Source organism: Effusibacillus lacus (assembly GCF_002335525.1).
Taxonomy (GTDB): Bacteria; Bacillota; Bacilli; order Tumebacillales; family Effusibacillaceae; genus Effusibacillus; species Effusibacillus lacus.
This window is the reverse complement of sequence record NZ_BDUF01000063.1, coordinates 19,754-34,347: the sequence shown is the minus strand read 5'-3', so window position 1 is coordinate 34,347 and position 14,594 is coordinate 19,754. Positions and strand designations below refer to the sequence as shown.

The 14,594-nt window shown below is 50.8% G+C and carries 12 protein-coding genes; 2 read left to right on the top strand and 10 right to left on the bottom strand.

Annotated features, from left to right (window positions below; all coding sequences use genetic code 11):
* The 4 genes from EFBL_RS12515 to acnA form a co-directional block, all read right to left on the bottom strand.
* Nucleotides 1-1,089 (bottom strand): extracellular solute-binding protein, encoded by a 1,089-nt coding sequence (locus EFBL_RS12515; protein WP_096182489.1) that lies wholly within the window; start codon nt 1,087-1,089, stop codon nt 1-3.
* Between the two features lie 14 nt (nt 1,090-1,103).
* Nucleotides 1,104-2,312: an ROK family transcriptional regulator gene (locus EFBL_RS12510; protein WP_231705790.1), complete on the bottom strand. Its 1,209-nt coding sequence runs from the start codon at nt 2,310-2,312 to the stop codon at nt 1,104-1,106.
* A 255-nt stretch (nt 2,313-2,567) separates the two neighbouring features.
* Nucleotides 2,568-3,563 (bottom strand): NADPH:quinone oxidoreductase family protein, encoded by a 996-nt coding sequence (locus EFBL_RS12505; protein ID WP_172899708.1) that lies wholly within the window; start codon nt 3,561-3,563, stop codon nt 2,568-2,570.
* 499 nt (nt 3,564-4,062) lie between these two features.
* Nucleotides 4,063-6,768, bottom strand: a complete 2,706-nt coding sequence (gene acnA, locus EFBL_RS12500) for an aconitate hydratase AcnA (RefSeq protein WP_096182456.1) — start codon at nt 6,766-6,768, stop codon at nt 4,063-4,065.
* Between the two features lie 300 nt (nt 6,769-7,068).
* On the opposite strand from acnA, the gene EFBL_RS12495 reads away from it, so the two are divergent.
* Nucleotides 7,069-8,178: a YheC/YheD family endospore coat-associated protein gene (locus tag EFBL_RS12495; protein ID WP_096182455.1), complete on the top strand. Its 1,110-nt coding sequence runs from the start codon at nt 7,069-7,071 to the stop codon at nt 8,176-8,178.
* A 42-nt stretch (nt 8,179-8,220) separates the two neighbouring features.
* Here the strand turns inward: EFBL_RS12495 and EFBL_RS12490 are convergent, their stop codons facing one another.
* The 5 genes from EFBL_RS12490 to EFBL_RS12475 all read right to left on the bottom strand — a co-directional run bounded on the left by EFBL_RS12490 (nt 8,221) and on the right by EFBL_RS12475 (nt 12,449).
* Nucleotides 8,221-9,681: an alkaline phosphatase family protein gene (locus EFBL_RS12490; RefSeq protein ID WP_096182454.1), complete on the bottom strand. Its 1,461-nt coding sequence runs from the start codon at nt 9,679-9,681 to the stop codon at nt 8,221-8,223.
* Nucleotides 9,678-10,409, bottom strand: coding sequence for an endonuclease/exonuclease/phosphatase family protein (locus EFBL_RS12485; RefSeq protein WP_096182453.1), 732 nt, complete (start codon nt 10,407-10,409; stop codon nt 9,678-9,680). Before EFBL_RS12485 ends, EFBL_RS12490 begins: the two co-directional genes overlap by 4 nt.
* 79 nt (nt 10,410-10,488) lie before the next feature.
* Nucleotides 10,489-10,665 carry a hypothetical protein gene (locus EFBL_RS20595; protein WP_165912690.1) on the bottom strand — a complete coding sequence of 59 codons (177 nt, stop codon included), beginning with the start codon at nt 10,663-10,665 and terminating at the stop codon, nt 10,489-10,491.
* Nucleotides 10,666-10,669: 4 nt separating this feature from the next.
* Nucleotides 10,670-11,548 carry a diacylglycerol/lipid kinase family protein gene (locus EFBL_RS12480; protein WP_165912689.1) on the bottom strand — a complete coding sequence of 293 codons (879 nt, stop codon included), beginning with the start codon at nt 11,546-11,548 and terminating at the stop codon, nt 10,670-10,672.
* A gap of 43 nt (nt 11,549-11,591) precedes the next feature.
* Nucleotides 11,592-12,449, bottom strand: coding sequence for an SDR family NAD(P)-dependent oxidoreductase (locus tag EFBL_RS12475; protein ID WP_165912688.1), 858 nt, complete (start codon nt 12,447-12,449; stop codon nt 11,592-11,594).
* A gap of 157 nt (nt 12,450-12,606) precedes the next feature.
* Between EFBL_RS12475 and EFBL_RS12470 the strand changes: the two genes are divergently transcribed.
* Nucleotides 12,607-13,695: a class II aldolase/adducin family protein gene (locus tag EFBL_RS12470; protein ID WP_096182450.1), complete on the top strand. Its 1,089-nt coding sequence runs from the start codon at nt 12,607-12,609 to the stop codon at nt 13,693-13,695.
* Nucleotides 13,696-13,754: 59 nt separating this feature from the next.
* Here the strand turns inward: EFBL_RS12470 and EFBL_RS12465 are convergent, their stop codons facing one another.
* Nucleotides 13,755-14,336: a DsbA family oxidoreductase gene (locus EFBL_RS12465; protein ID WP_165912687.1), complete on the bottom strand. Its 582-nt coding sequence runs from the start codon at nt 14,334-14,336 to the stop codon at nt 13,755-13,757.
* Nucleotides 14,337-14,594 lie beyond the last annotated feature (258 nt).

Sequence of the window (14,594 nt, the reverse complement as noted above, 5' to 3'; positions counted from 1 at the left end):
TTATTTCGCACCTTTGCCCTTGATGTTCTCATCCCAGTACTGCATCCATTCCTTTTCCTTCTCAGCCATTACAGCCCAGTCAATATTCATCGGCTTCAGGTCCAGGTTCTTGTACCAGTTAGGCATCTTGTCTTTACTGATGTCATTCCGTGTCGGAATCTGGAACAGGTTCTCAGCCAGTTCCACGCGGAGGCTTTCCTCAAACAGGAACTCATAGAACTTCATGGCAGATTCCTTATGCTTGGCACCTTTTACTACCCCTACACCGTCAACTAGGATCGGAACTCCGCTGGAGGGAACTGCGAAATCGAAGGGCTGCTTTTGTTTTTCTTTTTGAATCAGGATGTCCTGCAGGTTCCAAAGAGAGAGTACGCCTTCCTGACGCGCCATCTTCAGATAGAGGTTGGTCGGGTCTTGTGTGTACTCCTTGGTGTTGGCATCCAGTTTCTTCAACCACTCATAGCCTTTTGCCGGGTCCTTTGGATCCTGGCGATAGATCATGGAAGAATAGATGGTCCGCATGGTACCGGAGGCCAGCACGCCGCGAATCAGAATTTTCCCTTTGTACTTGGGATCCAGCAGGTCATCCCAGTCCTTCGGCACATCCTCTTTCTTCAGGGCATCGGAATTGTACATGATGACTTCGGGAAGAAGCATTTCACCATACCAGCGACCCTCCGCATCCTTGTACTGAGCCGGTACTTTATCGGCAAAAGAAGGTTTGACAGCCTCCAACAGTCCTTCATTTGCGGCGGTCATCAGAGCGGACTGGGTACCGCCCCACCAGAAATCGGCCTGCGGATTCGCTTTCTCTCCGCGTACACGCTCCAGAATCTGTTGGGCACCCATAGTCAGAACCTGAACGTCATAACCGGGATTCTTCTCCTTGAACTTTGGAATTACTGCATCCACGACGTTCTTGTCACGAGCTGTGTAGATTACGAGTTTCTTTTCTTCGGCGGCCCCGCCATTGCCATTTCCGCCGTTGCTGCTGGTTCCCGTGGACCCGCCGCCGCTGCAGGCAGTCAGCGAGAATGCCAAGGCACCGGTCAATACACCAACCATCCACTTTTTCATACCGTTTGTCATTAACCAAGCTCCTTTCATTTCCAACTTACACCCCCAAGTTTACCTGACAATGAGCGATCCGCTTCGAGCACATGAAAGACCGCACCAATCACGCCTGCACGTTCTCCCAATTCCGCAAATTTCAGTCTGGGCATCACTGGAACGATTTGTTCCACAATCTCGCGGATCCGTTGCAGCCCAGCTTCACCTATATGGAAAATATCACCCCCCAGTATGACTACTTCCGGATTTAACACGCACACTACATTGGCGATTCCATAGGCCCAATGTGTATAGGCATCCTCAAGAATTTCCCTCAACTCCGGAAACTCTCCCGCCAAGTCCACAAGCTTTCTGACAGCGTTTTCATCACTGGCAAAAAGTTCACCCAATCCCCGCAAACCGGGTATGGAGTTGATTCGCTGCAATATGGCTGCTGACGCATAATTCCCTTCAAAAATTCCATATTCGCTTTTGTCGCGTTTGATGGGGTTGCCAATCACCTGGTACCCGATTTCGCCGGAAGCTTCGGAAAATCCCCGATATAACTGTCCATTCAGGATGATTCCGGCGCCGATTCCCGTTCCTATATGGATGTACACCAGATGCTGGGTTCCCTGCCCGGCCCCTTTATAAAACTCACCCAGCGCCATAAGATTTACATCATTTTCCAAAAATACGGGAGTTGATAAGCGTCTTTCCAGTTCCTGACGGATGGGCCAGTTGTTCCACCCCGTACTTGGAGAGAAGTGGATGGTTCCATTCCCTCTCTGGGTAACACCCGGCAACCCGATGCCTATTCCCAGAACCTGATCAAGATTGACTTGTTCACGGATCAAGAATGTGAGAATCTCTTTCTCCAATGCGTCGAGGACAACTTGCCCCGATGCATCCGTTTTGATCGTCACGTGTTGCACTCCGAGTACTTCTCCGTTCAGGTTGGATACTGCCATCTCCAGACCGGTCCCTTCGAACACCGCACCCACAATGGCAAAGCCTTCGGAATTCAGTTCAAGCAAGATAGGCCTTCTTCCCCCGCTGGATTCCCCGATTCCGACTTCCCTGATCCAGCCCTCCTGCAGCAGTTCATCTACCAGGGCCGAAATACTCGGCTTGCTCAGAGCCGTCAGTTCCGCCAAGCCGGCACGGGAGATCTGTCCCTGTTCCCGGATATGCTGCAAAATCGCTTCTCGATTCAATTGCTTCATCAATTGCACATTTCCACGCGGACGCCGGTCCTGCACATGAATCCCTCTCTTAGTTAACTTTACTAACTAAGATATTCGGGGTGGATCAAGGAATTCCTTTCGAACTTGCGAAATTTTATAATTTTTTTCTTAAACGGTACAAATTCTTGTTGATTTGTTGAATTCAGGGATGGTTTTCCCCTTTCCCAATCCTTATCTATATAAGATCCAAAGACAATCGAACGAGAAAAAAGGGTTGGGAGCCGATCCCAACCCTTACTGTTATTCAAGTCACTTGCCCGCTTTACCGGGTTAAGCCTCCAACCTAACAACAGTCCGCCCACGAACCTCACCTTTCAAGATCTTCCCGACTGTATCAGGAAGTTCCTCAAGCGAGATCTCATATCCGATCTGATCCAGCAGGTTGGCCGGTTTCAGGTCGCTGGCCAGGCGTTCCCACAACTTGAGACGAACGTCCATCGGACAGTAGACCGAATCGATCCCCAGCAGGTTGACACCCCGGAGGATGAACGGGAACACCGTTGTTGCCAGATCGGTTCCGCCTGTCAGGCCGCTGACCGCTACCGAACCGCCGTATTTTGTGGTGCTCAGCAGGTAGGCCAGTGTCTTTCCGCCGACCGGGTCCACCGCTCCTGCCCAGCGTTCTTTTTGCAGAGGACGGCTGGTGTCGGTTACTTCTTCCCGGCCCAGGATCTCTTTGGCACCCAGCGTATGTAAGTATTCATGCTCTGACGCCTTGCCGGTGCTGGCTGCGACGTGATAGCCAAGGCCTGCCAACATGGCAACCGCCGTGCTTCCGACACCGCCTGTGGCACCTGTCACGATCACAGGCCCGCGCTCAGGGTTGAGTCCGTTGTCTTCCAGCCGCTGCACGGAGAGTGCGGCTGTGAATCCCGCCGTTCCGATGGCCATTGCTTCTTTCAGGCTCAGCCCTTTCGGCAGCGGCACCACCCAATCGGCCGGGACCCGGGCATATTCGCTGAATCCGCCAAAGTGGGCAACACCCAATTCATACCCGGTAATAACCACCTGATCCCCTTCTTTGAACCGGCTGTCCTTCGAGTCCACCACAGTGCCAGCCAGGTCGATGCCGGGAATAAAGGGATAGGATCTTACAATCTTGCCATTTGGGATGCAGGCAAGCCCATCTTTGTAGTTCACGCTCGAATAAGCAACCCGGATGGTAACGTCTCCTTCCGGCAGATCCGAAAGCCCCAACTCTTTTACGCTTACCGAGAAAGAATCTTCTGTCTTCTCAACCCACAACGCACGAAACTTTTTAATCATATGCGATCCCCCTGCCAGTTTTTTTGCTCTGTCCTTATTCTATCAGAAAAGAAGCTTTTAGCGTTAACCACCGTGAAGAGTGAGTAAGGATCATAAGGGATTTTCAGTCACCTATCACCTTTTCCTTTGCAGCCATTTTTACAAATAAACATTTTAAGCACCTTAATCATCATTCCGAATCTAGAAGGAGACAGGAATCCCCAAATAAGTACCTCAAGAATCCTTATGCAATAAACGGACCCCTTGAATTCGAAAATAAGCACCTCAAAAACCCTTATTCCCACTTGGGGAACCTACGGCAGACGGACAAACCCCGAATATATTCCCCCTGGACATAATCCCGTCCGCCCCCGATTGTCAGAATGATATTCGACAAGCCAAAGGGGCTGTGCCCTGAAAGCAGACGCATCTGCTTTTGGGCCAGCCCCTTTGAATCCGCTCGATTCGGCTTGAGTTTCCGGAGTCTCTCTTCTCCGATTGTTTCTCTTTTATCTTTTTATTACTTCGCCAGTTGGCGCAGTACTTTTTGCAGGATGCCTCCGTTGCGGTAGTAGTCGATGTCCACCACGCTGTCCAGGCGCACAATCACATCGAATTCGAAGGAGCTGCCGTCCGGACGGGTTGCGACGACTTTCGCTTTCTGACCCGGTTGGATCGCATCGCTGAGGCCCACAATGTCAAAGGTTTCCTGGCCGGTGATGCCAAGGGTCTTCCAGCTTACGCCCTCGGTGAACTGCAACGGCAGTACGCCCATGCCCACCAGGTTGCTGCGGTGAATCCGCTCGAAGCTTTCGGCGATGACCGCTTTCACGCCCAGCAGGAAGGTCCCTTTCGCCGCCCAGTCACGGGAGCTTCCGGTTCCGTATTCCTTGCCGGCAATGACAACCAGCGGAACATTATTTTCTTGATACTTCATGGAAGCATCGTACACAGACATCACTTCGCCGGTTGGCAGGTAGGTGGTTACGCCACCTTCCGTACCCGGAGCCACCTGGTTGCGGATCCGGATGTTGGCGAAGGTTCCTCGCATCATCACTTCGTGGTTACCGCGGCGGGAACCGTAGGAGTTGAAGTCAACGGGTGCCACACCATGCTCCTGCAGGTATTTGCCAGCCGGGCTGTCCGCCTTGATGCTTCCCGCCGGCGAAATATGGTCGGTGGTTACCGAATCGCCAAGCAGCAGCAGGGTCTTCGCACCCTTGATTTCCTGAATCGCGTTCAGATCTTCGCCAAGGTCGGTGAAGAACGGCGGGTTCGCGATATAGGTTGAGTTTTCATCCCAGTTGTACAGGGTTCCGGTCGGTGCGTCAATCCGGTTCCAAACTTCATTGCCGGTGAAGACGTTGGCATAGCGCTGACGGAACAGTTCCGGACGAACCGCTTTGTTGATGGCTTCCTTGATCTCTTCGGAAGACGGCCAGATATCCTTTAGATACACCGGCTCATTGTTTTTGCCATAACCAATCGGCTCGGTTGTCAGATCGATGTCCACGTTCCCCGCCAGCGCGTATGCGACAACCAGTGGCGGCGAAGCCAGATAGTTAGCCTTCACTTGCGGGTGAACGCGGCCTTCGAAGTTCCGGTTGCCGGACAGAACAGCCGCAACGGTCAGATCGCTGTCCGCAATTCCCTTGCTGATTTCTTCCGGCAGCGGACCGGAGTTCCCGATACAGGTTGCGCATCCGTATCCGACAATGTGGAAACCAAGAGCTTCCAGGTATTCCATGAGGCCCGCTTCTGCCAGGTAATCCGCCACAACGCGGGAACCGGGCGCCAGAGAACTCTTCACGAAAGCAGGCTTCTTGAGGCCTTTCTCAACGGCTTTCTTCGCCAGCAGACCGGCACCGATCAGCACGCTCGGGTTGGAGGTGTTGGTACAGCTGGTGATGGCAGCGATCACGACAGATCCGGTGCGCAGAGTGGAGACTTCGCCGTTCGGGTGCTCCACTTTCGCTTCTTTGTTGATTTGTTCCTCAGTCAGACCAAAGCCGCCTTTTTCAATCGGTGTGCGAATGGCCGTGTTGAAGCCCTCTTTCATGGCAGACAGTTCGATACGGTCTTGCGGACGCTTCGGACCTGCAAGGGACGGAACCACAGCCGACAGGTCGAGTTCCACAACATCGGAGAACACGGGATCCGCCATATCGTCGGTGCGGAACATTCCTTGTGCCTTGTAGTAAGCTTCCACCAGCGCGATCTGTTCTTCGCTGCGACCGGTCAAGCGCATATAGTTCAGTGTTTCTTCGTCAACCGGGAAGAAGCCCATCGTAGCGCCGTACTCAGGAGCCATGTTGGCAACGGTGGCGCGGTCTGCCAGGCTCATCTTGCTGACGCCGGGTCCGAAGAACTCGACGAACTTACCGACAACGCCTTTCTTCCGCAAAATATTGGTCACGGTGAGCGCCAGGTCGGTTGCGGTTGCTCCTTCTGCCAGTTCGCCAGTCAGTTTGAAGCCCACAACTTCAGGTGTGACAAAGTAGAGCGGTTGTCCGAGCATTCCGGCTTCCGCCTCGATACCGCCTACCCCCCAGCCGACAACCCCGAGGCCGTTGATCATGGTGGTGTGGGAGTCCGTACCTACAAGGGAATCCGGGAATACTTGGGTTTCCCCATCCACTTCCGCCGTCATGGCAACAGACGCGAGATACTCCAGGTTCACCTGGTGGATGATCCCGGTGGCCGGAGGAACGGCACGGAAGTTGTTGAATGCGGTCTGCGCCCAGCGGAGAAAGCGGTAACGCTCGCCATTGCGCTCAAACTCGAGTTTCATGTTTTGCTCAAGGGCATCTTCGCTGCCGAAATAGTCCACCATCACAGAATGGTCAATGACCAGGTCAACAGGCACCAGCGGGTTGATCTTCTGCGGGTCTTTGCCCATCTTCTTCATCGCGTCGCGCATGGCCGCAAGATCCACTACGGCCGGAACGCCGGTGAAGTCCTGCAGTACAATCCGCGCCATCTTGAAAGGAATCTCCTGGTTGAGATCGCGCTCTTCCGTCCAGTTGGCGATTTTCTTCACATGGTCTTCCGTAATGGCAACCCCGTCAAATTGACGGACGGCCGCTTCCAGGAGCACCTTGATCGAGAACGGAAGCTTGGAGACAGGGCCCAGCTTCGCTTCTTCAAGGGCCGGCAGTGAATAGTAGACATACTGTTTGCCGCCCACTTGCAGTTGGCGGCGGGCTGAGAATTTGTCTTGTGCCATAGTACAACCTCCCTCACAATTACCCCCATAGTGGCAACTTAGCGCTCGACACTTAGTTTCCCCAGGGTTTCATCTGTTAAAACGACGTTTCATTTAATGAATCTATATGTATTATAGATGATTTTGGAATAGATTTCGATAGGCTTTTTACAAAAATGTGAATCGGCATTCCCTGCCCCCCCTCCACCATCAGGTAGTATGCGCCATTCCGCCAACGCTTACGATCTTTTCCACTATTCCATAACCAATCTCCGTTTGACGAATATCATGAAGTATTGAGTTAAGCAATGGGGGACTTGTATGGACAAAAATGTGCTTTTTGGCGTGATGACGGTTTCCCTGCCAAACCGGCACAGCCCTTTGTCTTCGAAGGAAGGGTATGTGCCTTCGACCACCTGGCGCCACTTTCACCAGGCCGGACTCCGCCATGAAGTGAAGGTGATTTTTTTCCATCCGGAAGATGTCAATTTCTTTCAGAACCGGGTGCACGCCTGGTCCTGTTCTTCCAGTGACGGCAAAAGCGGATGGGTCCGGAAGTGGCACCGGATGCCCGATGTGGTGTATGAAAATGTGTTGCTGCGAGCATTGAGACAAACCGGCGCGTTAACCGTCAAAAGGGAGTTTCAGAAAAAGGGAATCCCGGTATTCAACCCTGCCCTGTTTCAGAAAAACCGCATCGCCGACATCCTGAAGCGAAACAAGCAGGTGTCCCGCCATATTCCCAAAACCATACAGGTACGGACCGTGAAAGATGTACTCTCCTTCCTGGAACAGGTGAAATGTGTCTACCTCAAGCCGGTCAGGGGCACCGGCGGCAAAGGCATTCTGGAACTGCAGCTGCAGCAGGATTCGGTACGGGTGAGGGCACAGCGGTTTATTAAGGACAAAGGGTTTGACCGAACCTTCTCCAGGCAAAAATTGGCCGCGTTTCTTAGGTATCTGCTGCAGAAAGGGCGGTACATCGCGCAGGAAAAAGTTGAACTTCTGACACGGGATGGCCGCAAGATTGATTTCCGCTTCCAATTGAACCGTAACGAAACAGGTAAATGGCAATTGGTCGGAATTCGTCCGAAGCTAGGCCCTGTGGGGTCCATCGTATCCAATTTGCACTCGGGAGGAATCGAAGGAGACTGGGAGGAGATTAGCGAGTGGGCTTTCAAGGAAGGCTATCCTTTCCCCGGCAAGCAGGAATTGACGAAAGCGGCGATTGCCACCGCTGAGGAGTTTACCCGTTACAGACGGAATCTGGGTCTAGTTGGACTGGACATAGGAGTGGATGTGAATGGCCGGTATTATGTGCTGGATGTCAATCCCCGTCCCGGACGAAACGTGCTGACATCCGGGATGATCCGGGATTCCGTGTACGCCATTACGGGCTTTGCCAAGTATCTTGCCTTAAAATACAAATAACAGGCCGACTTTGCGAAGTCGGCTTGTTCCACGATGCGTTTATCAAGTTTCAAAAAGCCCAAGGACAAATTGTTTCAAGTTAACCAGGCGCGGCGGTTCTTTGACCGGGGTTTCCGTTCCGGCCACTAGCAAAGGAATCAGGGAATCGTATTGATGCAAAGAACCGTGACAGCCGCCATTCATATGCCTTGGGTAGTACCGGCTTATCAATTCATATCTGGGGCGGGCAGTCACAACAATCATGGGGATGTCTTGAGAGTAGAGCGCACCATATAACCTGGAAAGTGCGTCAGGATAACAGCCATAATTCAGAATCCCCTGTTTCACGGACAAATCCAGCACAGCCCATTCCCCGGTGATCGCCCATGTGGCTCCATAAATGTCGGCCAGCGATCCTTCCGGTTCGAAATACACTTCCCTGCCGGATCCCCCTTCTTTGACCGCTACTCCTTTTCCTTTCTTCCAGGCAATCAGATCAAATCTTGACTCCATTGACAAACGCTGCAAAATTAGCTCTTGTTGATCCGGTTTCAAAGGATAGAGATAGGCGCTTCGCTCATTGTTGCAAACCACCAGGTCATGATCCCCTGCTTGTTCTCCCGGCTGAAGCACCCGAAAAGGCTCCAACACCTTGTCAAGATCGACATTGAATTCCTGTCCCTTGCCGATTCGAGTCTGTCCGTGATCGCCGGTGACAATAAAGACGCATTGGTCCAGAGCCTGTTCCCAGGAACCGAAAGCGTTCAAAATTTCCTGCAGATGATGATCCACCTGGATTAAAGAACCTTCCGCGTGTGCGGGGTTCTTTTTATGCACCTTTTTATCGTTGTCGGGAAGGTAGACCAGCATAAAATCAGGTTGCTTGCCGGACCGGATCAGATTTATCGCAACGGTTACGGCATATTTGTCATTTATTCCGAATAAGTGTCTGAGACCTTTAAGGTAATAGGGAATTGTCCCTTCCATATCCGTTTGCACCATTGACCCCAGTGTCAGCACATCGGGTCCGGAAATCTGCTGGTTAAACCGAAAGCCGGTAATAAGATTGAGTAGAAAGGGAAGCCTTACCTGATGTTTTTGGGTCCCTCGATGAATGATGGCATTGAGGGAGGCAGATGTTTTTCCTCTGGATGCCAGTTCCTCAAACAAAGTGGTGACCTGTTTGCTCAGATGTTTTTCATTCAGGTCATAAAGAACATTCTGCACGCAATGATTGAGCCCCAGCTTCCAAACACACCTCCATCCGTTAAGGTAATTGATGATGGATTTTGTTTCCGGATCATACCAAATAAGACCGGGAATTCGATGGCGGTCAGGGTAAACCCCTGTTACCAATGAACTGTCCACCGTAGCCGTCATGGTGGGGAACACGGTTACGCAATCAGGCCAGTACCTTCCCCGATCCTTCAGAAACTGAAGAGCAGGAACGGTTTTATGCCTCAGGCAATCTTCCAAGACAGCAGGCATTAAGGAATCCACAAGCAGGAGAATCACTTTTTTCATGATGAGAACACCAACTCAGCCGTTAAGGGTAGATGGTCTGAGGCCTCGGGGATTGTTTTGATTACTTCAGCCGATTCAATGTGAAACCCTCTGCTGACAAATATGTAATCCAACTGTGTTCTTGGCCGGGATGAAGGAAACGTATGCAAGGATCCGGTACCGGCAGCATCGCAAACATCCGTCAGATGCCGGGTTACTTTTCTCCAGGCTTTGGCTCCCGGCCTCATATTCCAATCTCCAAGGAGAAGAACGGGCAGCTTGGTATCCGCTGCCTTTTTCAGGATAAAATCCGTTTGTTTCTTATGAAGGAAGGGATTCAGACTCAGATGGGTGATATATACATCCAGTGCTTGTCCCTCAATTTGCAAACGGGTTTCCAACAGGGATCGACCTTCGATAAGACCCGAATAGAAATCGAAGAGATGATTTTTTTCGGATACAATCGGATAGCGGGACAGGAGAGCATTCCCATACTGCCTCAATCTGCCGGTTCCCCTTTCGTTTTGGGTGAGCGCCGCTCCATAAGCATGGTTCATATTCAACTGTTCCCCCAACCAGGCTGCCTGATCCATAAACTCGCTTCTGCTTGAGAAATTCCTGTCCACTTCATTCAGACCGATCAGATCCGCATCACTTTCCTTCATTACTTTAACGATACGATTCATGTTCAGTTTTGTGTCCGTTCCCTTTCCGTGATGGATGTTAAACGTCATGACCTTGATCTTCATGAAAGCTTCTCCCATTGCAGTATCCATATTGGTCAGATAATGTCCCTGTTCTTTGTCCGTTTCAAATTGGGCGAATGCCCTATTCTATTAATAAAGCAGCCAATATGGGAAGCCCCAGAGAAATGAAGGCAGCCAACACCTGCAGCCAGATTCCCCGTCTTATCCCTTGCAGTTGAAAAACAATCCCTTTTCGTAAAATCCCTTCTCCTGCCAGGACACATCCTACCGCCCACAAAAACACAAAAATGTACCTCATGGTTTCAACTCCCGAACAAAACATTTAATATATGGGGGCGAACGACAATTACGCTTGGCGTGTTGCCCAGGATTTCCCCGTCCCCGTGAATGGGAACCGGCCGCTCTGTCGTCACCCGGACCTTTTTTCCTTGAAAACATAAAACATTCGGATGCAGAACATGCATGCCATGGAATACAGAGGGAAAGATCTTCAGCAGCTCGATCCGGGACAAGTTATGCACTACGCATAGATCGAGAACACCATCGTTATTTACAGCTTGTGGACAAATTTTCATGCCTCCGCCGTAGTATTTTGAGTTCCCGATTGCCACCAGCCAGCAGTTGGGAAAGAAGAAAGCCTGATCGTCTATCTGCAAAGATACGGCAAAAGGCGGAAACGTCAAAAGCAGTTTTAACATACTCAGAATGTATCCTACAGTTCCTGTTTTTTTCTTCCATGATGCCAGGTTTATGTCCGTTGCCACGGCACCGTCAAGTCCAATTCCAATGGCGCCCGCCACATAGAAACCGTTAATATCCAACAGATCCATGGGATGGTGGGTGCCATTCGCCAGGCATCTTACTGCCAGGTAGGGATCGTCGGGAATATGTAAGGTCCGTGCCAAGTCATTTCCTGTTCCTGTAGGCATTAAACCAAACAATGTGCCCTGGCCCGCAATTCCATTCACCACCTCATTGACCGTTCCATCACCTCCGACCGCTATCAGTTGGGAATAATGATGAACTGCCTTTTTCGCTATTTCAATCGCTTCCTTTGGTTTTGAAGTAAACCGTGCGTCGTACCGGATCCCGAATGTGTCCAAATGGCGCTGAATCATTGGCCAGCGCTTTTTTGTCTTTCCTTTTCCCGCATGCTCATTGACAATGAATAATCTTTCCATTTTCTGCTTATCCTCTTCCGTCATCCACATAGAGCTTTGAGAATCATGACCTTGCTTCCGCATCTTGCTGCCAATTCTCCCGAGCCCCTTTGGTACGGGAGAGGATATGGGCGTTCCAGCCAGGAATGGAAAGGCGGTAATACATCTCCACCATTGAGGGAAACGCAGCAGACAGCTTGGCTGCAAGAGATAATCCCCACGGTATCACCAGATCCTTTTTTTGCTTCAAAACCGCCTTCACCACTCCCCTTGCAGCATCTTCAGGCCTTAGTACCGGAATTCCCTTCGGCAAACGATACATGTCCTGATGAATGTCATTTTCAATCAACGGAGTATTGATCGGGCCGGGTGAAACCATTCCGACATGAATTCCTTCCGGTTGTAGTTCCTGCCGCAAAGACAATACAAAACCGCGCAGCGCATGCTTGGTTGCGGCATAAGCGGTAAAAAAGGGCGGAGTGCACTGAGCGGACAGCGATGAGAGATACACCAGGCTCTTCCTGTTTCCTTTTCGAATTAAAGGCAAAAATGATTGGGTTACGTGCACGGCCCCCCAATAGTTGATATCCATCGACTGCTTGGCCAACGACAGCTCCATCGTCTCCACCGGCGACAAGTAAAAAACGGCTGCACTGAAAATCATTGCATCCAGACGACCATGATTCTTCTCAATCCACCCCGCCGCTTCTTTCACTTTCCAGGGGGAGGAAACATCAGCCGCAATAACTTCCACAGTACCGCCCAATCCTTTGATTTCTTCGGCTGTCGATTGAAGACGGTTTTCCCCTCTGGCAATCAAGATGACCCGCGCCCCAAGTTTTGCGAACAACTTGGCCGATTCCTTGCCGATTCCGGAAGACCCTCCAATCACAGCCACTACTTCGTTGCTCATTTTTTGCATATATCCTTTCCCCCGATTCTGGATGCACGATATTTGCCATTGTGTTAACATTTTTCGTTTTTATATTCAAAGTTGTTTGTCGTTAAGTGAAATATTCTGGGCGATCGGGAAATACTGCTATTTGGTGTAAAAAAGTTGATGCAACCAGGAGGTTAATATGTCAAGCTTTATTTTTTCCGGAGAAATGCTTACGAGTTTTCAAAAGTGGTTTGCCGATGGTCTCCGACAAAAACTTGAGTCAAAAGGATATCGGATGATCGAGTCGCCGCAGGAAACCGCCCGGTTGGTGCTGAACTTCGCGGATCCGCAATCGCCGCGGCCTTACCGGCGAAAAGCTCAGGCTACCTATGTGGTGACCTTGATTGAAAGCAATACTGTTCCAGAAAGTATTCTGAGGGCCGGTTACCCGATTCTGATTCGCGCACTGTCTAACTTGCTGATCTATATAGTTCGCACATCCGATGTTTTCGAAACCTACTTTGTCACGCTGGAACAGGGATATTACAGGGTTCCCTACGAAGCTGGACAGGAAGACGTTTATTTTGACAAAATCCTGGAACGCCTGGAACCTCTTGCCACTTCGAACTTGATTATTAACAACGATTTTCACCAGGATTTGCCCGAGGAATTGTGGGAGGGGGATGAGGTTACGGAGAAAGTCCGCCAAGCCGGCAATAAAATTGAAGCGATGAATCTGTGGCCGGCTCCTTTCCCGATTCAGGAAATTCTTCCTCCGGAGGATTTCCGCCACGTCAAACGATTATACGGAATTGGCGGACTCAGCTATGGAAATCTCAGCGCCCGCAAAGACAGCACCCGCTTCTGGATGAGCGGGAGCGGGGTAAACAAGGGAAATTTGCGGCAGATCGGTCAAGATATGCTCTTGATTAAAGGCTTTGACTCTGATCGGAATACGATGCTGTTGAGCGTTCCTCCAAATGTTCAGCCGCGGCGAGTGTCCGTTGACGCTATTGAGCACTGGATGATCTATACGGAACACCCGGAAGTGGGTGCGATTGTCCACATCCACGCTTGGATGGAGGGAATCCCTTCGACCCAGATCAATTACCCCTGCGGAACCGTTGAACTTGCCAAGGCGGTAGCGGAACTCGTTCGTCAGGCTGATGATCCGACACGTGCGGTCATTGGATTGAAAAACCACGGCTTGACCATAACCGGCAGGGATTTGGACGACATTTTTGAGAGAATCGAAGGGCGCATCATTCCCCAGGTTCCCATGGCTTGATATAAGGCAAAGCCACAGTTTCAGTACGAACTGAACTGTGGCTTATAATCTGGGTTCCATCATTCGGTTTTCCTAGCCAGTTCCCGAAGAGTATCCAATGTGGGCATGTCGTTAAAATGGTGGATCAGCAGTTGTTTTCCCCCGTTGCGATAAGAAGGAATTGTGGAGATCTCCAGTTGGGCCGCTTGTTCCAGATCCTTATTGTATGCCTGAACCGCTTCGGCTTTTGCCAGTTCCGACCGAAAGGTGGCCTCATCAAGCCCGATCTGCTTTGCCAGCTGTACGAGAGTTTCCTGATTGGAAATATCCTTCTGCTCCCCCCAGTGTGCATGGAATACCGCTTCCACATAGGAGGCGGCGGCCCCCAGCTTGTCAGCGACTTTGGTGGCAATCAGGGCCGGAACCGTTTCTTTTTGGATCGGAGTAACCAGCGGCATGCCCATTTCCTCTTTCAGTTCCTTCAAGCGGGCCTTCCCCGCTTCGTAATAGCCTTCCGGTTTTGGCGGCGGGGTCACGTTCGAGGGCATCTTCCAGACATGGTAAGTCACTTCGACCCCTTCCGCTGCCAGTTCGCGAACCGTCTTCGTCCCCAGATAACACCAGGGACATGCATAATCGAAATAATAGTCCAACTTGGCCACTGCAATTTCCCCCACTTCATTACATGTTTACAGTCAAGTACCGGCCTCAACGAGATAACACCTGAGGTAAATAAGGTGTCATTTTTACTTACTTTTAGTAAGTATAACAAAGTTACAATAACGGGTCAAAGAAAAAATAAACCGCTCATCTACCGCAAAAGAAAGTTGCTGCTACAAACATGGATTGGCATGGAACTTGCTTGCTGAATTGTAACAAGGAGGATGAAAGAGGGTGTTACATCGTATTTCAAAAATTGC